The 25,011-nt window shown below is 59.9% G+C and carries 20 protein-coding genes; 6 read left to right on the plus strand and 14 right to left on the minus strand.

Annotated features, from left to right (window positions below):
* Positions 1-3: 3 nt before the first annotated feature.
* The 7 genes from Q7L55_12160 to Q7L55_12190 form a co-directional block, all read right to left on the minus strand.
* Positions 4-1,197: an MFS transporter gene (locus Q7L55_12160; GenBank protein ID MDO8733303.1), complete on the minus strand. Its 1,194-nt coding sequence runs from the start codon at positions 1,195-1,197 to the stop codon at positions 4-6.
* Positions 1,198-1,205: 8 nt separating this feature from the next.
* Positions 1,206-2,417 carry a CoA transferase gene (locus Q7L55_12165; GenBank protein ID MDO8733304.1) on the minus strand — a complete coding sequence of 404 codons (1,212 nt, stop codon included), beginning with the start codon at positions 2,415-2,417 and terminating at the stop codon, positions 1,206-1,208.
* A 164-nt stretch (positions 2,418-2,581) separates the two neighbouring features.
* The gene (locus tag Q7L55_12170) at positions 2,582-3,298 is read right to left on the minus strand and encodes an ABC transporter ATP-binding protein (protein ID MDO8733305.1); all 717 of its coding nucleotides are present in this window, start codon (positions 3,296-3,298) and stop codon (positions 2,582-2,584) included.
* Positions 3,299-4,114: an ATP-binding cassette domain-containing protein gene (locus Q7L55_12175; protein MDO8733306.1), complete on the minus strand. Its 816-nt coding sequence runs from the start codon at positions 4,112-4,114 to the stop codon at positions 3,299-3,301. It abuts the gene before it with no gap.
* A 4-nt stretch (positions 4,115-4,118) separates the two neighbouring features.
* Positions 4,119-6,143 carry an ABC transporter permease gene (locus Q7L55_12180; GenBank protein ID MDO8733307.1) on the minus strand — a complete coding sequence of 675 codons (2,025 nt, stop codon included), beginning with the start codon at positions 6,141-6,143 and terminating at the stop codon, positions 4,119-4,121.
* A gap of 311 nt (positions 6,144-6,454) precedes the next feature.
* The gene (locus Q7L55_12185) at positions 6,455-7,711 is read right to left on the minus strand and encodes an ABC transporter substrate-binding protein (protein ID MDO8733308.1); all 1,257 of its coding nucleotides are present in this window, start codon (positions 7,709-7,711) and stop codon (positions 6,455-6,457) included.
* A 338-nt stretch (positions 7,712-8,049) separates the two neighbouring features.
* The gene (locus Q7L55_12190) at positions 8,050-9,342 is read right to left on the minus strand and encodes an ABC transporter substrate-binding protein (protein ID MDO8733309.1); all 1,293 of its coding nucleotides are present in this window, start codon (positions 9,340-9,342) and stop codon (positions 8,050-8,052) included.
* A 287-nt stretch (positions 9,343-9,629) separates the two neighbouring features.
* Here Q7L55_12190 and Q7L55_12195 point away from each other — a divergent pair, with 287 nt between their 5' ends.
* Entirely contained in the window at positions 9,630-10,658 is a 1,029-nt protein-coding gene (locus Q7L55_12195; protein ID MDO8733310.1) for an enoyl-CoA hydratase/isomerase family protein, read from the plus strand.
* Positions 10,636-11,937 carry a CoA transferase gene (locus Q7L55_12200; protein MDO8733311.1) on the plus strand — a complete coding sequence of 434 codons (1,302 nt, stop codon included), beginning with the start codon at positions 10,636-10,638 and terminating at the stop codon, positions 11,935-11,937. The genes Q7L55_12195 and Q7L55_12200 overlap by 23 nt, the downstream gene beginning before the upstream one ends.
* Here Q7L55_12200 and Q7L55_12205 read toward each other — a convergent pair whose 3' ends face one another.
* Positions 11,938-12,453 carry a DoxX family protein gene (locus Q7L55_12205; GenBank protein ID MDO8733312.1) on the minus strand — a complete coding sequence of 172 codons (516 nt, stop codon included), beginning with the start codon at positions 12,451-12,453 and terminating at the stop codon, positions 11,938-11,940.
* Between the two features lie 154 nt (positions 12,454-12,607).
* Between Q7L55_12205 and Q7L55_12210 the strand changes: the two genes are divergently transcribed.
* Genes Q7L55_12210 through Q7L55_12220 form a run of 3 tightly spaced genes read left to right on the plus strand, consistent with a single transcriptional unit; the run spans position 12,608 to position 15,075 of the window.
* The gene (locus Q7L55_12210) at positions 12,608-13,369 is read left to right on the plus strand and encodes an SDR family NAD(P)-dependent oxidoreductase (GenBank protein MDO8733313.1); all 762 of its coding nucleotides are present in this window, start codon (positions 12,608-12,610) and stop codon (positions 13,367-13,369) included.
* Between the two features lie 15 nt (positions 13,370-13,384).
* Positions 13,385-14,380 (plus strand): aldo/keto reductase, encoded by a 996-nt coding sequence (locus Q7L55_12215; protein MDO8733314.1) that lies wholly within the window; start codon positions 13,385-13,387, stop codon positions 14,378-14,380.
* 14 nt (positions 14,381-14,394) lie between these two features.
* Positions 14,395-15,075, plus strand: coding sequence for a dienelactone hydrolase family protein (locus Q7L55_12220; GenBank protein MDO8733315.1), 681 nt, complete (start codon positions 14,395-14,397; stop codon positions 15,073-15,075).
* Here Q7L55_12220 and Q7L55_12225 read toward each other — a convergent pair.
* Both Q7L55_12225 and Q7L55_12230 read right to left on the minus strand, forming a co-directional pair.
* Entirely contained in the window at positions 15,072-16,166 is a 1,095-nt protein-coding gene (locus tag Q7L55_12225; GenBank protein ID MDO8733316.1) for an MBL fold metallo-hydrolase, read from the minus strand. The genes Q7L55_12220 and Q7L55_12225 overlap by 4 nt on opposite strands.
* Positions 16,163-17,593 carry an NAD-dependent succinate-semialdehyde dehydrogenase gene (locus Q7L55_12230; protein MDO8733317.1) on the minus strand — a complete coding sequence of 477 codons (1,431 nt, stop codon included), beginning with the start codon at positions 17,591-17,593 and terminating at the stop codon, positions 16,163-16,165. The genes Q7L55_12225 and Q7L55_12230 overlap by 4 nt, the downstream gene beginning before the upstream one ends.
* A gap of 183 nt (positions 17,594-17,776) precedes the next feature.
* Here Q7L55_12230 and Q7L55_12235 point away from each other — a divergent pair, with 183 nt between their 5' ends.
* Entirely contained in the window at positions 17,777-18,547 is a 771-nt protein-coding gene (locus Q7L55_12235; protein MDO8733318.1) for a GntR family transcriptional regulator, read from the plus strand.
* Positions 18,548-18,575: 28 nt separating this feature from the next.
* Here the strand turns inward: Q7L55_12235 and Q7L55_12240 are convergent, their stop codons facing one another.
* The 4 genes from Q7L55_12240 to Q7L55_12255 all read right to left on the minus strand — a co-directional run bounded on the left by Q7L55_12240 (position 18,576) and on the right by Q7L55_12255 (position 24,919).
* A complete protein-coding gene (locus Q7L55_12240; protein MDO8733319.1) occupies positions 18,576-19,499 on the minus strand; it encodes an enoyl-CoA hydratase in 924 nt (307 codons plus the stop codon).
* A 46-nt stretch (positions 19,500-19,545) separates the two neighbouring features.
* Positions 19,546-20,259, minus strand: coding sequence for an alpha/beta hydrolase (locus tag Q7L55_12245; protein MDO8733320.1), 714 nt, complete (start codon positions 20,257-20,259; stop codon positions 19,546-19,548).
* 57 nt (positions 20,260-20,316) lie between these two features.
* The gene (locus Q7L55_12250; GenBank protein MDO8733321.1) at positions 20,317-24,039 is read right to left on the minus strand and encodes a putative Ig domain-containing protein; all 3,723 of its coding nucleotides are present in this window, start codon (positions 24,037-24,039) and stop codon (positions 20,317-20,319) included.
* Between the two features lie 70 nt (positions 24,040-24,109).
* The gene (locus tag Q7L55_12255) at positions 24,110-24,919 is read right to left on the minus strand and encodes a thioesterase family protein (GenBank protein ID MDO8733322.1); all 810 of its coding nucleotides are present in this window, start codon (positions 24,917-24,919) and stop codon (positions 24,110-24,112) included.
* Between the last annotated feature and the right edge of the window lie 92 nt (positions 24,920-25,011).

Below are 25,011 nucleotides of genomic sequence, written 5' to 3' on the forward strand. Positions count from 1 at the left end.
GGTTCAGGCGGTCACGATGGTGCGGGCTTTTCTTGCGGCCTCGTACCTGGGGATCACGATAGCGAGCAAGATCATCAAGCCGATGAAGGCTGCAACAGCAGCAGCCGCGAAGACTGAACGGTACCCGCCGATTGCAGCAATGACACCGACGATCAAACCGCCAAAGCCCTGAGAGAGGTCAAAGAACAAGGTGAACGTAGAGATGGCAACCGGGCGATCGTGTTCCGATATCCCGTCAAGAGTGAGCGAGAGCAGACCTGGATACTGCAAGGCCTGGCCGATCGCGAAGGGCAGAATTGCAAGATAGGCCCAGTAGGGACCCATCGTGGTGGCCAGTCCTGCCATACCGATGATCAAAGCGGTGGTGGAGAAAATGCCGGTCTTCTTGGGTCCCATCCGATCAGGAAGCCGGCTGCCAAGAGTACGCATGAGCAGGACTGCGACCGACAGAATCAAGAAGCAGATCTGGATTTCGAGCCCGGGAATCTGCAGAGCGAACAGTGGCATGAAGGCCCCGAAGGACAGCATGCCGACGATACCGAGAGCAATGACCACGCCCGGCCAGACGGCTGGCTTGTAGAAGCGCTTGAGCGTGACCCCCTCAACTTCAGGCAGCGGCTCGACGGGCATTGCCTTGTAGAAGAGAATGGGAATCACACCCAGCAGCGCAACTCCACCCGCGAGCAGGAATGTTGGGATGTAACCATAGGCGTGGAAGATCGCCTGGCCAACAATCGGGCCGATGCCCATGCTCAAGTACGGCGCAACCGAGAACAAGCTAATGGCCTCACCTGATCTGACGGGTGAAACCAGACTGGTGACCGCGGTGAGGGCTCCGATGAACAACGCCGCCATTCCAGCACCAAAGAACAAGCGAAGAATGATCAGGCAGAACACATTTGGTACGAAGCCACTGAGCGCAAAGGAAAGTCCGCTCGCGACGATCGAGCCGATGAGAATCGGCTTGACTCCCCATTCGTTGAACTTCGGAGTCAGCCAAGGACGAATCGCGATTGCCGAGATTGCCTGCACAGCAACAACCACGCCAACTGCGACGTCGCCACCACCAAGATCGTCCTTGACGAAGACCGGCAAGACAGGCGTGATGATGCCGTTGGCAAGGAATACGCCAAAGGCCGCTGCCAGCAGCAGGATGAATTTTCCGGTGAGCAGACGCTCGCTCTTCAGTTCGCTCATGTGTGCACTTAGACGATCGCACCCGCCGCGCGTAGAGCAGCAATCCGTGTTGTGTCGTACCCAGCGATGTCGCGCAGGATCTCTTCGGTGTGCTCGCTGAAGTCTGGAGCCGGATTGCAGGGACCTGCATCCTCATTGAACATGACGGGCGGCATCACAATCGGCTGGACTTCCTTTGCATCAGGCACCATCCGAATCATTCGGTTGGCCTGTACCTGAGGATCGTCGTACATTTCCAAAACGGTTTGGACGGGAGCCCACACACCCTTCGAGGGCAGCAGAATTGTCTTCCATTCCGCAAGCGGCTTTGTGGCGAAGACCTCGTCAAGGATCGCCATCAGTTCAAGAGTGTTGGCTGCCCGCTCGACGTTGGTCGTGAATCGAGGATCCTGCACAAGCTCGGGTCGCCCGATTAGTTGGCAAAGATCGACGAACTCGTCCTGGTGATCACCCAGGAAGGCGAACAAGATGTAACGGTCATCCTGCGCCCGGTAGTACGCGCCAGTCCAGTGCCCCATTTCTCGAGGGATGTACTTTCCGAGCATTCCCCGATCAGGCCCAAGCCCGGATCCGATAATTGCCGGCGCGTTGAACCACGCTGCCGTCCCCATCAACGACGAGTCGACGACGACAGCCTCACCAGAACGCTCGCGCTTGAAGAGCGCGGCCGAGATGCCGCCGGCAAAGACCAAGCCCGACATCCCGTCACCATGACCAACCATGCTTGGAGGCGAGTTTGTGCGCGTGACTTCCATAGCTGCCGACGCGAGCGAACCACGTGCCCACCACGACGCACCGTCGTAGCCACCTCGATGGCTTTCGGGCCCAAGCGGACCGGCACCTGTGCCCTTGGCATAGATGATGTTGGGGTTGATCGCGCGCAATTGGTCAACGTCGAAACCGAGCTTCTGCCGAGTCTTGGGAAGGAAGCTGGTCAGGAACACGTCGGACTCGCGCACCAATGCGTAGAGGGCTTCGCGGCCTTCATCACTAGCCAAGTCCAAGGTCATCGCACGCTTGCCGCGGTTGTAATGCTTGAAGAACCAGTGAGCTCCACTTGGTTCCAGCGAGCCACCAGCGAAGAGCCGCATTGGATCAGGAGAGCGCGGATTCTCAATGTGAATGACATCTGCTCCCCATTCAGCGAGCACTGCTCCAGCCGAAGGGCAGAACGCCCACATGGTGAGATCAAGGACGCGAATGCCATCGAGCATTTTCATGGATACCTCACACTCAAACAGGCCAATGATCAGGCGCGGATGTAGGAAAGTCCGGAATCAAACGTGTTTGGCATCGTAGGTGCAATCGTCGAACGATTTGAGGAAACCAGAAAAACGATGAAGGCCTCCGTGCAAACGCACGGAGGCCTTCATCGATGCGTGAACTAGGCGGCTTCTCCACTGAGGAAGCTGCGCACGATGCTGTCAGCGTTGCTGTCGGCCGGTCCATTCCAGACCTCGTGACCGTGGACCATCAACACGGCGCGGTCCGCGAAGGACAAGGCGCGGTCGATGTACTGCTCGATGAGCACGATCGTCACGTTGTTCTTCACACGAGCCGCAGCGAGTGCGGCGTAGATATCAGCAATGACAATCGGTGCCAGGCCGAGCGAGAGCTCGTCGACCACGAGCACATCAGGCTCGGTGATCAGTGCCTTGGCAACCGCCAACATCTGCTGCTCGCCACCGGAGAGAGTGCGAGCCTGCTGCTTGCGGCGCTCGCCGAGGCGAGAGAAAAGTTCGTAGGCGTTCTCGACGGCCAACTTGGGATCCTCTGCCAACTTGCGTGCACCGAGCTGAAGATTCTCCTCCACCGAGAGGGTCGGGAAGATCGCCCGGCCTTCAGGCAGATATGAGAGGCCGCGCTGAGCGATCAGGTACGGATCCAAGGATGAGATCTCGTCACCGGCCATCATGATGGAGCCACTGGATGGCGGGAGCAGACCAGCAAGAGACTTGCCGATGCTGCTCTTGCCCGCGCCGTTGGCACCAAGAATCGTGAGACATTCACCCTTGGCCAGGGAGAAGGAAACATCCTCCACTGCAAGCGCATCGCCATACTTGAGCGTGAGGTTCTTAACCTCAATCATCGCCTCTGACATTTAGTCCTCCACTGTTCCAAGGTAAGCGGTCTGTACAGCCTTGCTAGCACGCATCTCAGCTGGCGTACCGCTGTCGATCAGCTTGCCGAAGTCGAGTACGAAGACCTTGCTGCTGATGCTGAACACCAAGTCCAGATCGTGCTCGACCAGGACGATGGTGATATTGCGCTCGCTGGCCAAGTGCTGGATCAACCGACCAAGGTGCTCGGTCTCTGCACGGTCCAGGCCTGCCGACGGCTCGTCGAAGAGCATGATCTCGGCACCTGTCGCCAAGCAGAGCGCGACCTCAAGGAGTCGGCGCTTGCCAAGGGTCAGATCCGAAGGGCCCTTGTCGCGATCGTGTCCCAAACCAAGTTCATCGATGAGTTCATCCGCACTGGCGAGTTCTTCCTTTGAGATGCCGCGCGAGATGAACGGGATCAGGGCCAGAACGAAACGCAGCGAGGTCATGAGCTTGCCAGATCGCACCTCTGCGCCCGCACGCCTAGCGAGCACCACGTGCTGGCGGACAGTCAGCTCAGTCACCAACTGCGGCGACTGGAAGGTACGCGCCATGTTCATGGCAGCGCGCTTCTGCGCTGAAGCTTTGCTGACGTCATGGTCGCCTATGAAGATGTGACCCTGGTTCTGGTCGAGGGTCCCCGAAATGCAGCCGAGCATCGTGCTCTTACCGGCACCGTTCGGACCGATCAATGCCGTGATCTCGCCGGGCAACGCACTCACGCTCACTGAATCCAAGGCTTGCACGCCACCGAAGCGGATGCTGACGTTCTCAGCTCGCAGTGTGGGAGTCGCTTTCATTGTTTCTGTCGACATGACTTCACACTCCCGCTGAAACGTTGGTATTGGCTTCTTCTTCTTCTGGTTCTTCAAATGACGCAGAGTGCACAGTGCCGCCGCTTATCTTGATAGCAAGATGGCGGAACTGCGCTCGAAGGTTCGGGTTGATGCCGATCGGATCGACCACCATGTTGATGGCCACCAGACCGAACAGCAGGACCGGAAGGTCTGCGAGTCGCTCGGGCAGGAACTCCGAGAAGATCGCTGGGGCCAGCAACAAAGTCATACCGCCTGCGGCAAGACCACCCATCGAACTGGTGCCCTGAGCAACCGCCAGCGCGAACCAGACAAGTCCGATTTGCATGATGAAGCCGTTGGGGAAGGCCACGAGTTGGAAACTCGCGACCATGGTTCCGCCGATACCAGCAACCGCTGCACCGAGGGCGAACACCCCCACGCGTGCGATGTAGATGTCGAAACCGAGAGTTGCCGCGCGAACACGGCTGGCACGAATGGTTGCGAACACCAGGCCCGTCGTGGAGCGACGCAAGGCCCAGAGCACGAACATCACCGCGAACATCACGACCATACCAAACCAGTAGAAGGTCTTTGGCGTATCGAAGGTCAAGCCGAACAGGACAGGACGCCCAAACGGCAGTCCCGAGCCGAAGTTCGAGAACTCATCTCGGGTGTAGACCGCCTGATCGACCAGCAGCGCGAAAGCGAAGGTGACGATTGCTGCATACAAGGGCCCAAGGTTCAGGCAGAGCAGACCAACGACCGTGCCAACCACACCAGCCACGATGCCACCGACGAGCATGGCAAACAAAATTGGCGTCGTGTTTGCGGCACCGAACCAGGTGTCGTGATTGACGACGTAAGCCGCAGCGATGACACCAATTCCCGCGAAGCTGATCTGTGAGAGGCTGATGATGCCTGCCTCACCCGTGACCAGTCGGTAGGACAGGAAGATCACCGTGTAGCAGAAGCCGACGGCCAGCAGGCCTGTCCAGTACTCGTTGAACAGGATCGGAATACCGACAAGTACCACGGCCAACACGGCGTAGCCCACGTAGCGGTCCCAGTGACCCTTCGGATTACGCATGATGTTGAGGTATTTGGAGAGCGAAACTTCGTAGGCGTTGTTGACTGCCGCGACTTCGACCTTCTGCGAGTCCGCCTTGACGTCCTTCTGCTGGCTGTAGACCAAGACAGCACCGACCATGAAGAGGAAGGGGAGGCTGGGGCGCAGCGCCGTGCCGAGCAAACCATCGCTAGGCAAGTAGAGAACGAGAACTTCCTGCGTGATGCCCAGAATCAAGGCGCCGAAGAATGCGCGCCAGAGGTTGGTGAACTTGCCGATCACCGCACCGGCCATCGAGGCCGCGATGAGGTTGGCGAAGCCGCCGGAGCTCAAGCCCACCTTGGGAAGCACCATCAGGCCAGCGAGGCCAGCGATCCCGGTGCCAATCATCCAGGTGGCAGCAACGACAAACTTGGGGTTGGTGCCAGTGAGAACCGTCATCAGCTCGGAGTCGACCGAACCGCGGGTGACCAGACCCGCCATGGTGCGGTTGAGAACCCAGTAGCCACCCAGGGCCACGATCGCAGCAGCCACGATGATGATGAACTGCTCATTGGACACATTCACGTCGAAGACGTTGAAGATGACCGACGGTTCGCCGACCGGTCCATAAACCAAGTACACGGGATCGTGACCGAAGATCAGGGTCGTGATCGCAACGAGTGCGACCTGCAGACCGATCATGACGCCGACCTTGGTCAGCGGGGCCAAGTTGCCCAGCTTGCCCAGCAGCAGCCACCACAGGAACAGGCCGAGCAGCGGTCCGATGATCAGCACCACGATGGCTGCCGCCAGCCACAGGTTCAAACCCATTCCGGTATCGGAGTTGCTCATGTAGTAGAAGCAGTAGGCCAAGAAGAAGGCCATGCCGCCTTGAGCGAAGTTGAAGACGCGAGACGCGTTATAGGTAATGACCAATGCCATGGCCGACATCGCATAAAGCGCGCCGACGGCAAGGCCAGCAACAGCAAAACTGAGCACCTGGGTTCCTCCTGGTCAGGGCCGAACGAATCCATCTCTGGCGAGGGCCAGAGCCGGAGATTACGAGGTGGCTATCAGCAATTGGTGCGGCTGATCGTGCCGTGCATCGGAGGTGGACGGGTTGCGTCAGAGCTCCTTGAGGACACCCGCACGCATGACGCCGCGGTAGCGAGGCCATTTGTCCGGATTTCCATCGAGATGTTGAGTCGCGAGCCTAGGCAGGGTGGAAGTGCCCGTCAAGGGGAATGGCGCATTTGATTACACCTTATTGTTCACGAATGTGAAGTGCGGTGATTTCCGGAGCCGATTCATCACTTTGAGTCGCTGTTGATCAGTACTCCACAGGTTGCGTTGTCGTCGGGAAGGATCGATTCGCCGCGAACCGTCAGGAACCAGGTGCACTTCTGCGGATCGCCATCGGGCGTTACTCCAGGGGTGAAGGAGACCTTGCCAGGCAGCAAGCCAGCTCCCAGATAGTCACTGACACCGCGCAGGATGCGAATGAAGTCAGCGCGATTGGGACATTCGCCGGCACCGGCCAGGCCGGTTGCCATCAAATCGGACGAGACATAGCCAATTGGCGCCAGCAGTGAATAGGGGTCCACTCCCTTGGCGGCCATCCCGGCCACATACCTCTTGACCTCAGCGTGATCCAACTGCAGCGGAACGAATCCATAAGGAGCTCCGACCGCTCCGTCCAAAGCACCATCGGCCTGGAGCACATCCTTCGGATTTACCAGGCCGTTGATGAGAGTCATCACTGGCGTCGCATTTTGACTCTTCAAGGACTTCAGCAGCGAAGTGCCCGATCCCACGAGGGAGATGACATTCACGCCCTTTGCACCAGAACTCTTGATCTGTGCGGCCACGAGGGCCAGATTCTTCGTGTTCGGGTTGATCACGTAAGTCGAACCCGCCTGAGTCAGGTTCGTTGCAAGCAGGCTCGCGATGAATCCATCTGCCGCCGAAAGTGCACCTGGAGCATTCGCCGTCACGACGGCAACGGATCTGGCCTTCGCTCTCTTGAATCGCTGAGCGGCCGCTGTCGATGCATAGGTCGTTGAGAAAGCACCGAATGCTCCAAAGACATTGAGATCGGTGCCATACGGGGGCAAGTTGGGAAAACCGGTGACCGGAACCCCGGCTTGCGCCAACTCTGGGTACATCGACTGCTGTTGGGAGGCAGCGATTACCCCGAAGACCCCATCGGAGAGCAGTTGCTTGCCCACCTGCTTCTGAGTCTGGGAACTATTGCGGTCGTCATACAGCCGAAGAATGATGCGCCGGCCATTGACGCCTTCCTTGCGATTGAGCTCGTCAACTCGCAGTTGTGCAGCCACACCAAAGTTCTTGAAGACCGCCGCAGCCGGGCCTGACTGCGGGAAGACCACAGCAATGGTGACCGAATCAGCTGTCACGCCCGATACCGGCGCACACGTATTAATAGGCGTTACTGACGGCTCAGCGCTATCGGGCTCAGCGGCGGCGCCACAGCCGGCCAACAGAAGTGCGCCAACAGCAGTCGAAGCGCATGCTGCGGAGAATCTCACTGGCACATGTTCGATCATGGTCCACCCTGTTGCCACATCGGGTGGGCAAGAGGAGACGTGGAGCAGTGGGCGTCAAGACAAGGCCTGGCACTCGACGCCCACTGGATTAGAGAGGGATGAACCCAACGCAATCTCTTGCGTATGAACAACGCTAAGTCGCGTTGGATGAAATGCCTACGGTTTGCGGCTGTTCTTGATCAACTTGTAATGCAGTGAACAACTGTGACAACACTTGTGGGCATTGGAAAACTCCCAATGCCCACCACGCGTTATGCGACTGTTACTAGCCAAAGAACTTCATTCATGCAAATGGCGGGCATCAATACGATGCCCGCCATTTGCCGTTGTGAATATGACTAGCCGACGACCTGGCCCGTCGTGGCGTCAACCAACTTGCCACAGGTGGCCTTGGGGTCAGGAACAGGAACACCGTTCTTGATCACCACGTACCAGGAGCAGTTGGCTGGCGAGCCCATCGGAGTCACGCCAGGCTGGAAGGACACTGCTTGCGGCATCATGCCTGCCGAGTTGTACTTCGTCACCTTGCGCAGGTTGTCGATGAAGGATGCCCGAGTTGGGCACTTACCGGCGAGCTTCAGGCCATGGATCATGAGATCCGCGGCAGCAAAGGCGATCGGGGCAGTTGGGCTGTAGGGGTTGAGCCCTGCCGCCTTCATGCCGTTGATGTAGGTGCGCATTCCTGCTGCACCTGGAACACCTGCCGGAATAGTGCCGTAGGTGGTGCCGATCATGCCCTCGAGAGGACCAGCTGCCTTGGCGATCACTGCTGGATCGACCAGACCGGCGCCTACTGAGCCCTTCAGGTTGACTCCCTGCTGCTTGAACGCCTGTGCGATGGAGACGACTCCGTCGACGAACATCGACATGTAGGCGCCATCGGCACCCGAGTTGCGTACTCGCAGCGCAGTAGAGGTTGCGTCATGCGCACCCTGTGGCTCGTCAGTGATCAACAGAGCCTGCTTCACCCCTGTGCCACTGGCAGCGAGCGCCTTTGAAGTGTTGATCATTCCGGCCGCAGCGCTCGGAGTGTTGTGTGCGATCAGCGCCACATTGGTCACGCCGGCCTGCTTGAGTCGCTCAGCAATGGCGGTGCTGATGATTGTTGGCGAGGTCGGGCCCACCACAGAGAAGGTGTTGCGGTCAGTTGCCATCGCCAGCACGTTGAAGCCAGTGACGGGAACGTTCTGCGCCTTGAAGGTCGGGAATGCGGCATCGTTGGCCGAGGTCATGATCAAGCCGAAGATGTGATCGCTCTCAAGTGCCTTGTTGGCAACCGTGATCTGCGTTGCCGCGTTCGCCTGATCGTCGTAGGCGATCAGGTTGATCTTGCGGCCATTGATCCCGCCCTTGGCGTTCTCCTGTGCCACGCGCAGGCGAGCGGCCTGCTCGCCGCCGGCAAAGTTCGAGGCGGCCGGACCTGTCTTCGGTACAAAGTATCCGAGGGTGATCGAGGTGGGGGTTATGCCCTCGCTCGGCGCACAAGCAGCGTTGTTCGATGCAGCCGGCTTGGATGGCGCTGGTGTTGGTGCGGCGGTTGCCATGCTGGCAGCAAAGGAGAAGGCGACAGCAGCACTGACACCGCCGATGACGATCGCACTTCGGCCTCGTCGTTGTGGGTTGTTGGTCATTCAGAATCCTCTGTGGGTGAGTTGAGTGGGTACGGATTCGTGGGCCACAGGGATTCCGTGACACCGCGTGCCTGCACAGTAGTTCGCCCAACTGTTGGAGTAACCGTTGTTACCAATTCGTTATGCCCGAAGTCGGATATGTCGCGATTCGCCTAGAAATATCTACGCCGTATATCGGGCGCACCCATGGACATTGCCGAGAAATGCGAAAGGGGTGGTGGTCGCCAGATCGACGACCGCCGCCGCTCCAAACGCAACTGACAACGCCGTGCGCCTAACCTTGCGTTGTGCCGCTATCGCTCGCCGAGCTCATCGCCGCCCGCGACTGGTACCCGCGCATCACCCTCGAGGGCGGGGTTTCTGAAGTTCTGCGCTTCGTGGACTTGGACGCGGCTATCCCGACAGAACTCGCGGCTCTGGATTCTCGTGTCTGCCTGCTGATCGGCCTGACGACCCAAGCCCCGTCGGCATTGGTCCTGGAGGCCGCCGAGCGACTCGACCTCGTGCTCTCAACGGAGCAAACCGAAGATCACCGGGTGATCACCGTGTCCGATCTGGATGTCGCAATTGCTGAACTGACCCAAGCAAGTGCACTGCGTCCAAGAGCAGTTCTTGTGCTTGCCTCACTCTTGCGGCAGACCGCGCAGTTGTCAGTGGCCGATGCCATAGCTGCGGAAGCAGCTGCTTACTCCACATTGCTGGCTGGTCCAGAATTCGCGCAATGGCTCGCCTCGCGGGGCACGCGCAAGCCGACCCCGGCAGGTGAATCCGCAAGGGTCGAGACTGAGCTTGACGGCGAAATGCTGAGCGTTCGATTGACGCGAAAGCTTCGACTCAACGCGATTGATTCCCCGATGCGAGCCGCTCTGGTTGATGCATTTGCAATCGCCATCGCTGACCCTCAGCTGCAAGTGCAAGTCAGCGGAGCGGGGCCTTGCTTCAGCAATGGCGGCGACCTTCGAGAGTTCGGTACAACTCCAGACCCAGCAACTGCGTGGACGGTGCGCCTGACTCAGCATCCGGGCTGGCAGCTCTCGCAGATCGCCGACCGCACCCGAGTGCTCATGCACGGCCCATGCGTTGGCGCGGGCGTTGAGATTGCTGCCTTCGCGGGTCAGGTTTCGGCAGATCCCAACACGACTTTCTTGCTGCCCGAACTCCAGATGGGGCTGCTACCCGGCGCAGGTGGGTGCGTCAGCATTCCGCGTCGCATTGGACGCTGGCGAACCCTGTGGTTGGTGTTGAGCGCAAGCATCCTGTCGGCGCAGGAAGCCCACGATTGGGGGCTAATCGATGACATCCTCGCCATCGATTAGTGCGCAAGAGTGGTCGCGGTCGCTGCTCCAACTTCTCGAAGTCGACAGGACGATTGCAAGCGCGAGCGAGAGCGCACCGATCGCAGATTGGGCTCGCAGTGGTGCGGTCGCTATCACGGGCTATCCCGAACGCCCTTTGCTACCAACAGGTTTTGGAGCAACGGCAGCGCAAGGTGGGCTGCTGGCACTTGATGCGCTTGTGGGACCGCTGGGCATTCAAGGGGAGATGCTGCTTGCCGAACGCGCCGCGATATCTCAATGGGCAGCCAATGCACCATGGTCATTGGGGAATCACTGTCGCGCGGTACACGCTGCAGACGCCTACCTCGCGCTCTCACTAGCGCGGGCTGAGGACTTCGAAATACTTCCGGCCCTGGTCGAAGATGCAAGCGCAAACGACTGGGCTGCTGTTGATGAGTGGGCGGCTGCGCGAACGGCTGGTGAGATTGTCGAACGTTGCCGGCTGCTTGGACTGCCAGCCGCTGTCGTGGGAGAGGTCAATTCGCGCGAGTTGATGCGCATCCGCTCCACGGAATCCCCCCGCCATTGCTCGCTGCGAGACATGCGCGTTCTGGATCTTTCAACATTGTGGGCCGGGCCCTTGTGCGGAAATCTGCTGGGACTTGCCGGAGCTCGAGTGATGCGCGTGGAAAGTGCGAGTCGTCCAGACGGCGGCCGACAAGGTCTTCCCCTCTTCGACGATCTCCTGCACTCCGGCCAGCCATCGGTCACCTTCGAGCCGAACTCCCTGGATCTCCTCCACGCTTTGGTGGACACCGCCGACATCGTGATCACGTCAGCGCGACCTCGTGGGCTCGCGTCCATTGAGCTTGATCCACAACGCTTTCTTGCCAGTCGAGAGCATGGCGTGTGGGTCCAATTGAGCGCATACGGCTCGAGCGGCCCGCAAGCGGATTGGGTGGGCTTCGGTGACGACACTGCTATGGCCGCGGGGCTGGTTCGCTGGATCGACGGCACGCCAGTGCCGGTAGCCGATGCACTTGCTGATCCATTGACCGGTATTCACGCTGCTGTTGCGGCAGCGGCATTGGCCTTGCGCGGTGGCACGCATCTCATCGACATTGCATTAGCGGATGTCGCGGCGGCCACGGCAGGTCTAGAGCCTGATCACGATCCGTACTTCGCCGACGGCAGATGGCGTGTCGAGACAGAGTTCGGCGTGCGATCTATAGAAATGCCAAGGGCGCGAAAGGCAAAGTCACCCGCGCGCGCCCTTGGGGCGGACACTGCCATTGTTGAATCCTGGTTCGTGAACTAGCTACTTCTTCACCGGTCGGTACGAAGCTGCGAGCATGAGCAGCGCGGCGCCAACACCGAGCACGACGGCACCCACGGCCCAGCGCACGCCGAACCAGCCCAGACCAAGCGCGTGGTCAATTGACCATTTGCCTGGTCCGGCCGAAGCCAGGGCTGCTGCTGTCATCGCGACGAAGAGCACGTACTCCATGCCGCCCTTGAATACGAAGTAGCCCTTACCGCGGTGGTCAGTGAACATGGCAACGACCATCAGGCCGATGATTCCTGCGGCAGCGAAGCTGGTGAGCAAGCCAATGGTGATGGCGATACCAACAGAGATCTCGGTGAACGCCGCGACCCGCGCATGCACCCAGCCTGGCTTCAGACCCAAGCCCTCAAACCAGTTTGCCGTGCCGGTCAAGCCGCCCGCACCAAAAATCTTGTTGTACCCGTGGGCGATGATCATGGGACCAATTGCCAAGCGGATGATGAGCATCGCGAGGTCAATCGCGTTCGAATTGAAGTACGTGCTGGTCATCTACTTGCCTCCAGTTTGAGCCTGCAGAATGCGTCGGCTGGTTTGGTCATCAACATGACGTGCCTGTGTTCGCGCGGCTAAGGTGCCCCAGTATCCCATCAAAAGCCGCGGACCGGGCCGAACTTGGGCCGACAGAAGAATAGGAACTATAAGTATGCAAATCCAAGGCATTAGCGCCTGCGTCACCGGTGCGGGTTCAGGACTTGGGCTGGCCACAGCGAAGATGCTCAGCGGCCGCGGTGCCAATGTCGTGTTGATCGACCTGCCCTCATCCGCCGGCGCAGCCGAGGCACTCGCAATTGGCTCCACCGCAACCTTCGTTGCTGCAGATGTGCGTGACGAGGCACAAGTGGCAGCGGCTCTGGATGCTGCCGAATTGATGGGACCATTACGACTGCTCGTGAACTGCGCTGGAATCGCCACGCCGAATCGCGTGCTGCGCAAAGGCGCTGCGACTCCACTTGAGGATTTCGAACGAGTGGTATCGATCAATCTGATCGGCACCTTCAATATGGTCCGCCTGGCCACCGAGCGCATGGTCAAGATCGAGCCCGAAGGCGAAGAACGAGGCGTCATCATCAACACGGCTTCCGTTGCTGCCTTCGATGGTCAAGTCGGCCAGGCTGCATACGCCGCATCGAAGGCTGGGGTGGCCGGGATGACTCTGCCGCTGGCTCGAGATCTCGCGCAGTTCCTCATTCGCGTAATGACCATTGCTCCGGGAACCTTCGAGACGCCGATGCTCGCAGGGCTTCCCGAAGAAGCACGCAAGTCGCTTGGCGACCAGGTGCCCCATCCCAGCCGTCTGGGCAAGCCGTCGGAGTACGCGGCATTGGTGGAGCACATCATCGACAACCCGATGCTCAACGGCGAGACCATTCGCCTGGATGGCTCCATCCGCATGGCACCTCGCTGATCTCGAAAGGACCGCATGTCACTTCCCACGCGCACCCTTGGCTCTGGCAGTGCAGCACTCGAGGTATCCGCTCAAGGCCTTGGCTGCATGGGCATGAGCTTCGTCTACGGCACTCGCGACAACGAGGAGTCAACGGCCACCTTGCTGCGCGCACTCGAACTTGGCGTGACCTTCTGGGACACCGCGGACGTCTACGGCCCGCATCACAATGAAGAACTCATCGGCGAAGTGCTGAAAACTCATCGTTCGGAAGTGACGCTGGCAACGAAGTTCGCCAATCACCTGGTCGACGGCAAGATGACGATCACTGGAGATCCGGCGTATGTGCGCCAGAGCTGTGACGCCAGTCTGAAGCGTCTTGGCATCGACACGATCGACCTGTACTACTACCACCGAGTCGATCGCCGCGTGCCAATCGAAGAGACCTGGGGTGCATTGGCCGAGCTCGTCGCGGCTGGCAAGGTGCGCTACCTCGGCATCAGCGAAGCAACGCCGGATGTCATGCGGAGAGCACACGCTGTTCATCCCATGACAGCGGGCCAATATGAATGGTCGCTCTTCACGCGCGACATCGAGAACAATGAACTTCTCGCAACCGCGCGCGAACTGGGCATCGGGATGGTGCCCTACTCACCACTGGGTCGAGGACTCCTGACCGGCACCATCCAAAGCACCGATGAGCTCGTTGACAGTGACTGGCGCCGCAGCAATCCCCGATTCCAAGGCGAGGAGATGCAAGCCAACCTCAAGCTGGTCGAGCAACTCAGTGCGCTCGCCGCGGCTCGTGGAGTCACCCCAGCGCAGTTCGCCCTCGCCTGGGTGCAGTCACAAGGCTCCGATGTAGTGCCGATTCCTGGCACCAAGCGTCGCAAGTACCTCGATGAAAACGTCGCTGCCGCCACAATCCAACTCACGGCGGATGAACTGGCTGCAATCGACGCCATTGCGCCGTATGGTGCTGCAGCCGGTGGCCGCTACGCCGCAAATGCCATGCCAACTGTCAATCCGTGAAGAAGGAGCTCCCCTTGACTGCACCGCTGACCATCCGCAAGCCAGAAGGCACCCCCAAGGGTGGCGTCATCGTCATCATGGAGGCCTTCGGCGTCACCGACCACATCGTCGACGTGTGCCAGCGCCTGGCCGACGCCGGCTACCTCGCTGTTGCGCCGGACTTGTTCCATCGAAAAGGAGAGAACGTCATCGTGGCGTACGACGACATCCCTACAGCGATCGAGGTCATGCAGAGTGTGACGCCTGCAGGCGCAGCTGAGGATGTCGATGACGCAGCGAACTACCTTGTATCCGAGGGACTGCTCCTGAACCAGATCGGCATCGTCGGCTTCTGCATGGGTGGCACGGTCTCGTATCACTCCGCAGTGCGACTCCCCTTGGGTGCTGCCGTCACCTTCTATGGCGGCGGGATTGCGGCCCCCCGGATGGGATACGAATCCTTCATTGACGAGGTGCCCAAACTGCAGACCCCATGGCTCGGGCTCTTCGGTGATCTGGATCGCGGGATCCCTGTCGCCGATCTTGAGGAGCTGCGCATTGCGGGCGGCAAGGTTGCGACCGAACTCGAGATTGTGCGCTTCGCCGACGCCGATCATGGCTTCCACTGCCCCGACCGTCCAGCCGTGTTCCACCAGGAGTCGTCTGATGCAGCGTGGAAGCTGGCTGTCGCCTGGTTCGACTCGCACCTGGTCTAGCTGGCGGTGGCGAACCAGGCATCCGTGCGGACCATCTGCCCCTCATAAAGGCGACCATCGATCTGGTCATTGAAGATCAGGCCGCGACTGACCAGATGCACGATGTGCGCAAGGGTCTCGCCCATTGCTGCGCGTCGCAGCATTCCCTGGGTGTTCTCCCAGCCATGCGACCAAGTCAGGTGCGAGGAGATCTCGAAGGTCGTGCTCCCAGGCTTCTCGGCAATAGCTTCGAGCACCTCGGTCAAGCGGGATTCATGATGCTCATTCATCTGCTGGACTCGGGCATCAACTCCAGAGAAGCGATATTCATGAGCTGGGAGCACCTCCAACTCGTTCAGCCCTCGCAATGAGTTCAAGGTGTTCAGATAGGTGCCTAGCGGGTCACCCATCTCTCCTGGATGCACGGAGATATGGGGCGAGATGCGCGGGAGCAAGTGGTCACCGCTCATCAGGAGATTGCGCTCATCATCGATGAAGCACAGGTGGCCCGGTGAGTGACCTGGAGTCCACAGAGCGCGGATGGCCGGAGCGCCCGGCAATGGCCGTTCACCATCCTCGATGAGTCGATCTGCCTGCGGCGGCCGGCCGAAGTCGACGAACTGGCCAGCATCAATAATGAGTGACGGCATATCGGGGACCTCGACCCCAGCCTTGATCAGCCAGCCCTCGCCGCGCATCTGCATCTTGGCCGGATCGACCTGTTCGCTGATGTCCTGAGCATCCAGTCGGTGCATGGCGACCCAAGCACCCGAGGCGTCCCGGATGCGACCGGCTAACCCAAGGTGATCAGCATGGTTATGCGTGACGAGGACGCCTTGGACATCAGTGATGTCGTAGCCGATGCCCGTGAGTCCGTCATTCAGGTTTGCCCAGGCCTCGTCGACTGGCCAACCCGCGTCGACGAGCACGACGCCCTTGGGCACCTCAATGACGTACACATTGACGTAGCGCAAAGGGTTGTTCGGGAAGATGACGGGGATCGACCACAGCCCGGGACGCACGAGTTCAACTGGCGGCATCTCGCGTCGTAGCCAAGCCTCTTTCTGCACGACACCGGTGACAGTGATCTGTGCAAGTGCAGCTGAGGTCACAGAGCGATACCGAGCACCTTCGAATCGAGATACTCCAAGATGCCCTCACGGGCCCCCTCGCGACCAAGACCGCTTTCCTTCATGCCGCCGAAGGGCACCGCGGCAGACGTGGGATTGATGTCGTTGACTCCGATCATTCCGAAGTTCAATGCCTCGGCCGTCCTCCAAGCCTTGCTCAAATTCGGTGTGTACACGTAAGCAGCCAAGCCGTAGGGCGTGTCATTGGCCATCGCCACGACATCATCATCGTCATCAAACTCGATGACAGGAACCATCGGTCCGAAGGTCTCTTCGCGATAGATCAACATGTCTTCGGTGACATTGGTCAGCACTGTTGGTGCCCAGAAAAGGCCTTTATCCAAGCCGTTTTCAGTAAGCCGCTTTCCGCCGGTAGCAACAGTGGCCCCCTTGGCCACTGCGTCGTCGACCTGGCGCTGCATCTTGTCCAGAGCATGCTGATCGATCAGGGGGCCAACAGTGACCTTGTCATCAAGACCGTGGCCCGCGGGAAATGACGCCATGCGCTCGGTGAGCACCTTGGTGAATTCAGCTGCTATCGACTTGTGCACGAACAAGCGGTTCTGCGAGATGCATGCCTGTCCGGTATTCAGTGACTTCAGCGCTGCCGCGCCCTTGGCCGCATTGACAGGATCAGCATCCGCGAACACGATGAACGGAGCGTGCCCGCCGAGCTCCATGGACACTCGCTTCATCGTCGCTGCAGCTTTCGAAGCAATGAGCTTGCCAACCTCGGTTGACCCGGTGAAGCTGATCTTGCGCACAGCAGGATTGGTGAGGATCTCTTCGCCAACGCTGACCGGATCATTTGTCGTCACGAGATTGACCACACCGGCAGGCACGCCAGCCTCTTCAAGAATCTTAATCGTGGCAATTGCACACAATGGAGTTTGCTCAGCTGGCTTCACCACGATGGTGCAACCAGCGGCCAGCGCTGGTCCGATCTTGCGGGTCAGCATCGAGATCGGGTAGTTCCAAGGGGTGATGGCTGCCGCGACCCCCACTGGCTGCTGTAACACCATGAAACGGTGATCTGCACGCGAGGAGGGAATGGTGTGCCCATAGACCCGCTTGGCTTCTTCGGCAAACCATGACAGGAAGTCGGCGGCATAGCCCACTTCGGTGCGGGCCATCCGGATCGGCTTGCCCTGCTCCTTGGTCATCAAGGTAGCGAGCTCATCTCGCTTGGCATTCATCAACGCGAAGGCCTTCATGAGGATGGCCGCGCGCTCGTAGGCCGTCTTGGCGGCCCACGCTGGGAAGGCCTCTTGCGCAGCGGCAATTGCCCGCTTCATGTCCGCAGCGGTGCCGTCGGCGGCCTGGCCAAGAACCTCACCGGTTGCCGGATCTGTGGAATCAAAGAATGTCCCCGTGGAACTTTCAGTCCACTCGCCACCGATGAATAGCATCTTGTCGATCTCCCTCACGCTGTGATCACTGGCAGCAATTCGGACGCTGCAGCAGGCAGAATAGTTATCTTATTGTGTTATTAGCGTGGCTACTGGAAAGATCAGCCCATTCAGATATAACAAGGGTAATGAGGCGTACTATTCGCCGATCTGGCGTCAGGCCGGAAGAACAGGAGCCCAGGGATGACCACTCCCGCGCCACCGCTGAGCCCTGCCGAACCTGTGCATGTGCCAAAGACCGCTGAGGTCGTGGCCCAGGCGATTCGCAATCAAATCGTGCGCGGAGAGATCGCCGAAGGCGCAGCCTTGCCAAGCGAAGCCGAGCTCATGGTGCACTTCGGTGTCTCCCGCCCTTCATTGCGCGAGGCCTTCCGGATTCTGGAATCAGAGAAGCTCATCACGGTTCGTCGAGGTTCCCGCGGCGGCGCCCGGGCAACGCGTCCCGATGTGTCTGTGGCGGCTCGTTATCTCGGTCTGCTCATGCAGTTCGACGAGGTCATGCTGAGCGATGTCTTCGAAGCTCGCTCCATGTTCGAGCCGCTCGCCCTACGCCTGCTCGCCAGGCGCGAGAATCGCGAAGAGGCCGCCCAATCGCTGATGCTCATCATCGATGAACTCGTCCCAGGCATCGATGCTCGCCAGCGAATGGACATCTGGTCACGCTTCTATCTCGAACTGTTCAATTTGGCGGGCAATAAGACCCTGCAACTGCTCTACGGCACGCTGACAGAAGTCGTCCGGCATGAACTCTTGGATGCAATGGTTCAAGAAGACGACAGCTCCGGCAATCCGAACTGGAAGAAGACCATCATCAAGGCTATGAATCTGGTAGCCGAAGGGCGGGGCGACGAAGCAGCCGATTACTGGATGAAGCAGATGCTCATGCTGGAGGCCAAGGTTCAACAGGCTCACCAACGCCGAACTCTGATCGATGCAACGGTGGCCTTCGCCTAGGGCGAAGGCCACCGTGCATTACGCGTAACTAAGCCTGCACTTCAACAAGAGTGTGTGGGTTAGCCACATCAACCTGGCGCGGCATCACCTTTGGCGCTGAACGCCAATCCGGTGTTCCATCTTCTGGCAGCCCAGCGGGGTAACCGTCGTGGATCTCGGCCCAGTGCGAGTGATTCAACTGGTGCAAGGTGAAGCACGCTTGAAGTGAGTTGTAGAAGCCCATGTTGTCGACCGTCTGATTGACCGACTCCTTGATCAGCAGTGCAGCCATGGTCGGCAGCTCGGCGATGCGACGGGCGTAGGCCAAAGTCGAATCCTCAAGTTCTCCGCGCGGGAAGATCTTGCTGACCATGCCAAGATCAAAGGCTTCCTTGGCGTCAACAGAGTCACCCGTGAGTAACAATTCCTTGGCACGACGCGGGCCGAACTCCCACGGATGTCCGAAGTACTCGACGCCACACATGCCCAGACGAGCGCCGACAACGTCGGCGAACTTCGCGTCATCAGCGGCCACGATCAGATCGCAGGCCCACACGAGCATGAGGCCAGCTGCGAAAGTCGTGCCTTGCACCTGAGCAATGGTGATCTTGCGAAGGTTGCGCCAGCGCAGGGTGTTCTGGAAGAAGTAGTGCCATTCCTGCAGCATCCGATTCTCAGCACCAACGCGGGTGCCGCCATTGATCTGCAAGCTGGGGTGCTGGTCAGGGCCGGGTGTGCGTTCGGCAATTGCGTCCTCAGAGCCGAGATCGTGGCCCGAGGAGAACAGCGGGCCAACTCCACCAAGGATGACAACGCGCACCTGGTCATCGGCCTCCGCCTTCAAGAAGGCGTCATCTAGTTCAACGAGCAGTCCACGATTCTGCGCGTTGCGGGTCTTGAGCCGATTCAGCATGATGCGCGCGATTCGACCATCATCAAAAGTCTCGTAGGTCACGTACTTGTAGTCAGCCATGGCTGCTCCAGTCTGTTGAACTCAGGTAGCGGGTGCTGCAGCGAAATTAGAGCAAGTCAGCGCGATCCGCGAAGGTTATGAGCAAATCCGCCAGAGATTCTGGAGCAGACAGCATCGGAGTGTGGTCGCAATCCAGCTCCAGGTACTCCGCGCCCTGCAACTTCTCCGCCGCCGCGCGCATTGGCTCACACGCGGTGAGTCGATCTTCAGAGCACCCAACAATCAAGGTCGGAACATCGGGCCAAGCCCACACAGGAGAAGGCTCGCCGAAGGTCTCCCAGTACTGACGGCGTAGGCGGCTCGCTGCGAGTTCGGCCATGTCCGGTGAGCAGGTGTTGAACATGAGGTCGATGCCAATGTGGGGAGGGACTTCCGTGCTGCCATCCTCATGGCGAATCAACTCAGCGCTGCGATAAGCCTCGGTGTAGATCTCAGGATGCCGTTCGCGCTGCTCGGCTGCACTGACATCAAACTCCGGCAAGAGCGCTGCAAGCATGACCAGCCCGCACGATCGAGGGTGCGAGGCGACAAAGGGCGCCACCAGCCCGCCGAGGGAATGGCCGACCACGATGACATCGCCTTCAATGCCGTTGATGGCCTCGAATGCGATGGCCGCATCATCACCAATGAATCTGCCGGGCTGGTCTCCGGGAAGTTCGACAATTTCTGAGGCGTAGCCAGCCGCCTCAAGCAATTGCGTCAGTGGCTTCCAGCACCATCCACCATGCCATGCGCCATGGATGAGCAGAAAGGTGCGCATCTGCGTGACCTTACCCATCACAAGCCCCCACGGCACCAGTCATCGGCGCCGCGCTACTCAATTGATTGTCACGCACTTCCCAATGCTCGCGATCCAGAATGATCCCGGCGGGCAGACCGGAGTCGGGTTGACACTCGGCTTGGGCGTCGGCTGAGGGCTCGGGGCAGGCCCAACTGAAGGAGCGATCACCACGCTGATCGTCACGGCATTGGAATTGATGCCATCGCTGCCAGTGACGGTGTACCGGGTGTTCCAGTTCTGGGTCGGGGTTCCCGACATCACACCGGTGGCCGAGTTGAACCACATCCCGGCTGGCACAGCTGGGGGAGACAGAGCATAGATCAACGCCCCTGAAAAGCCGGTGGCTCGCAACGGGACTGAGGACTGGTAAATCCCTCGCGTTCCCGTGAGTGTCTGCGTCGGCGGAGTGATGCCATGAACCACGGGGTTCACCGTCAAGGTCACGGTGGCTGCGGCCGAGCCAGTGGTGCCCCGTGAAGTGATGCGGTAGTTCAGCGTCGCGGCGGCTTGACTCGCAGTACCGGAGATGACTCCCGTGCTCGAATTCAAGGTCAGCCCAGAGGGCAGCGCCGGCGCGATCGAGTACACCGGGCTGGTCGCGAAGCCCACAACCGCAAAGACCGCTGAAGGTGTGATGGGAACGCCTACTTGCCCGACCACGGTCTGCTGTATCGGACTGATCGACCACGCAGGCAGGATTTCCAAACTCAAGGATGCTTGAGCCTGCACCTGTCCCGAAGTCGCTGTGATGGCATAGCCGCGCACCGGGCGGGTCTGCGTCGGCGTCCCGGAGACCACGCCGGTCCGCTCATCTAGCCGCAATCCTGCCGGCAGGGCAGGCGCAATCGCATACGACGGCTCCGACGGGAAGCCACTGGCAGTCAGCTTCGCTGACGCAGTCAGTGACACGCCTAGATGACTGACGATGGTCTGCGCAGTTGGAGTGAGCGTCGCAGTGCCGACTCCCAGATTCAGCAGTGCGCTCGCCGACGATCTCCCATCCGAGGCGGTGACTTCATAGTTCTGCGCGGCCGCATTGACTTTCGCGGAACCGGAGATCATTCCGGTAGAGCGGTGGAAGGTCAGGCCAGCTGGGAGTTTTACCGGCGAACCGTCGGGGCGGGCCAGGGTGAAGGTGACCGGGCCGCTGAAGCCACTCGCGGTGTACTCCACGAACTGCCGCCCCGAACTCGCCAGACTGCCGGCTTTCACAGGCACGACCTCCGCGTCAACGGGCAGATGCAATTGCTGGCGCTGGGGCAGGAGTGAGGATCGCGGATCCTTGCACGTCGCCGGATCACCCAGGGTCAGGTTCCAGCTGTAGGCAAACTCCTGGGACTGATTGGGCGACAGGTCTGACGGCACGAAGGTGTCCGAGTAGGCCATGCCATAGGCGCCCGAGGGCTTTGGCGACCCGCCACCATCGATATTCGAATGCGAGCGGATGACCTCGTCATAGACGTTCCAGGCGTACTGCGCCGGCTGGGCCGGGGGTCCGTAGTTGCCTTGAGCATTTGCATAGGCGGAATCCAGGGGATTGCGCGTGAAGTTCTGCCCACTCGCACCGGTATCTGTTGACGATGGGAATTCCGTGGTGTTCCAGTACCCGTAGGCGAAGGCGGCGATGAAGTCACGGTAGATGGTCTTTACTGCATTGCTCCAATCAGCGGTCACACCGCCATCGGCAGCCCAACTCAGTGCAGGCCCATAGCTCGGCGACCCAGGGGTGCTGCCTTTCGCAGGCTCGTAGGCGAGGAAGGGGCCGTTCTGCCCGTACACACCGAAGCCTGTGCCACCGTGCGAACCCTGTGCGGACACCCCTGCCTGCTCGATCTGCAGCTTGGGACCCAGCTTGGTGCCATCGGCAACTGTCCCTGTCAGTGTCCATACACCGCCGGACAACTCTGCCGAGTAGTTGAACTGGCCACCATAGAGAGGGTCACCGAGTTGATCGCGGACCGTCAACGGACCCTTGACCGAGTTCACGTACACGTCAACCTTGGGATACCGGCCGGGGAGTTTCGAAGCTCCGACTATCCCTGCCCAGGTGCCATTTCCGGCCAGCTGCGACCAAGTCCAGGCACCGGGGGCGGGGGTGGCTTGCGGGGTACTTGTGCTGTAGCGCATCACGCCAGGAGTGCTCGCCGTAGTGGCATCGAGCTTGACACCGGTGTTTGAGAACGCGTTGACAATGTCAACCAGGCAACCGGTGTCACGGTAAGTCCCAGGGATCACCGCGGAGTTCTTATCCAGCAGGGTTGAGCTCAACGTGAAGCCGATCTGATCGATCAGTGTGAGATCGACGTCCAGACCACTGGCGTTATAAGTGAACTCGACGAAGCCGTACCGAGCAGTTGACGCCGTCGGGTCGGGCGCAGATCCGGTCAGACTCTGGTTCGACAGGTAGAGATTTCCACTCTTCACCGGCGGGGTCAGCGTGAGCGTCGCCGTGTGCTTGACGCTGTCATAGCCAGACATGGAAGTGAACGGGGCCGAGACCAGCTTCGCTGCCGTGAATCCGGCGAAGAGATTCGCCGAAGTCCCCGTCTTCACAGTCGTCACGTCCCCACCACCGGTGGGATCCCCCAGCACCGACACGTAGAGGGAGGAATCGGCAACCCCGGTGTTCGCAAGGCCCGAGGTGTACGGATTCGCGATGGTGACCGTGATCGGTCCCTGATACGGAGGATCGAAGGTGAAGCCCGACGTGGGGGGCACACTCGGCACCGCGGCCGGCACGCTTGCCACTGTGTAGCCGGCGGGCCGGCTGCCCGTAGGAGGCATGCCGATGACCACCGCGCACGCGCCAGTCGGAACCCCCGCTGGAACGGTCACCGACAACTGCGTGGGATCGGCCGCGGGCTGGACCAAGGCCGCCGGGTAGGTGCCTTGAGGATTGCTGGCTGGGCAATAGTTGAAGGAGACGCCCGTGGCGCCAGCCAATGAACTGGTGGCCGAGACGGTGATCTTCTGCAGCGAACCGACGGTCTGGTTCTCGGCTCCGTGATACGTGCTCAACGTGATGGCCGGAACATTGGGCTGTTCCCACACGCCGGGCGCGTTCGGTGTTGCAGTGGTGATCACGTTTCCAGAAGCCAGAGTCACCGACACCGGGCAGGCACCCGATGCCGCTGTGGAGAATGACCCTGGAGTGACGCTCATCTGCAAACCGTTTGGCTTCACCTGTGCCGTGGCTGAAATCGTCACCGTGCCGCCACCGGGACCGCTCGCCGGGCAATTGAGGCTGACGGATGTGAGACCAGTCAAAGTGGTGTCACCAACACCAGCTGTTGGATTGGCCACCGAGGCTGTGAACAGAAAGAAGCCGCCGCCCTCCTTGGGAAGGATGGAGGGAGCGATTCCCGTGGTTGTTACAAACGCGACATTCTTTGCCGTCCAACCGTAGGAGCCGACAGTCGTCCGGGCCCCGCCCGTAGCTACCTGCGCGGTGCAGGAGGCGCCATCAGCAAAGCTCGGCACCATCGCGATGAGCCGAGAACTCGACACAAAACTGGTCATCGGGGTAGGCGCACCGGCCAAGGAGCACGAGACAAAGCCAAGTTGTGAAGTCGGAGTGAATCCGCTTCCAAGAACGGTCACTTTGGTGGTGATGCCAGCGACCGCCGCTCCCAGTCTGGGGCTGAGGGCACCCGCCGCTGACGCGGAGGAGACGGGGATAAACAGGCCGGCTCCGATGAGGGCCATCGCCGCGCACGTAGCGATCAGAGTACGTCGACTTCGATTGATCAGTTCAGCCATGACATCCCCCGGCTCTGCGAATGAGTACGACCATAGGGGAGGAAGGTGGACTCAGTCGACACGTTCGCACCTAAGCGCGAGGCAAGCGGGTCAGTACTTCTTGTACGAAAGTGGCCACCAAAAGGCCTTGTCGATTGAACACATTTCCCCGGCTCAAACCCCGGCCGTGATACACCGATAAGGGCTCGGCCGTGAAGAGCAGCCAGTCATTGGCGTCAAAGGGGCGCAGAAACCAGAGCCCGTGTTCCATCGTGACCACTCTGCTACCAGCGGGAACCCTCACCAATGGAGCTTGAGCAGTCCCGACCACCATGTAATCCGAAATGAACGCGACGACCGCAGCATGGGCCATCCGATCATCTGGCAACTGCACACGTGGACGCACCCAGAATGGATGAACGAGCGGCACCATGTGGCCCTCGCCGCGTAGCGTTGGCCCGTTGATTGGTCGCACGTCCATCGGATCCATGTTGAACAGATAGGTCGTGTCCGACTCAAGGTCCTCGGGAGCTGGAAACTCGAATGGCTCATCGGAGTGCCAATCTGGTCCTTGCTCGCCCGCATGGAACGAGGCTTGCATCAGCAGCGGAGTCGATTCGCCCTGAGTAACAGTGACCTGACGGACTGCAAAGGCTCTGCTGTCGCGCAGGGACTCAACGTGCAGCCGCATCTCGGCGCCCGCGGTACCGGCGTCAATGAAGTTCGCATGGATGGATTGCGGCCAAAGCTCGGGATTCACGGTGGCGCTTGCAGCGCTCAGCGCAAGTCCAAGGGAATGGCCTCCGAAAAGATGTCCCCCATCGCCGATCGGCGTTGAACTGAAGAGAAACTCACCAAGAGGAGCGACGCCAAGCAGGGTCTGAAAATCTTGTTCGGCCATATTCATGGACCTTACTTGAGGCTCGCGAGGGGTGCCGTGGAAATGATGAACGGGCCGTCGCAGGACAGCAGCCGGTTCAAGCTGAAATCATT

The sequence above is a fragment of the Actinomycetota bacterium genome (assembly GCA_030650795.1).
Classification (GTDB): Bacteria; Actinomycetota; Actinomycetes; order S36-B12; family S36-B12; genus UBA11398.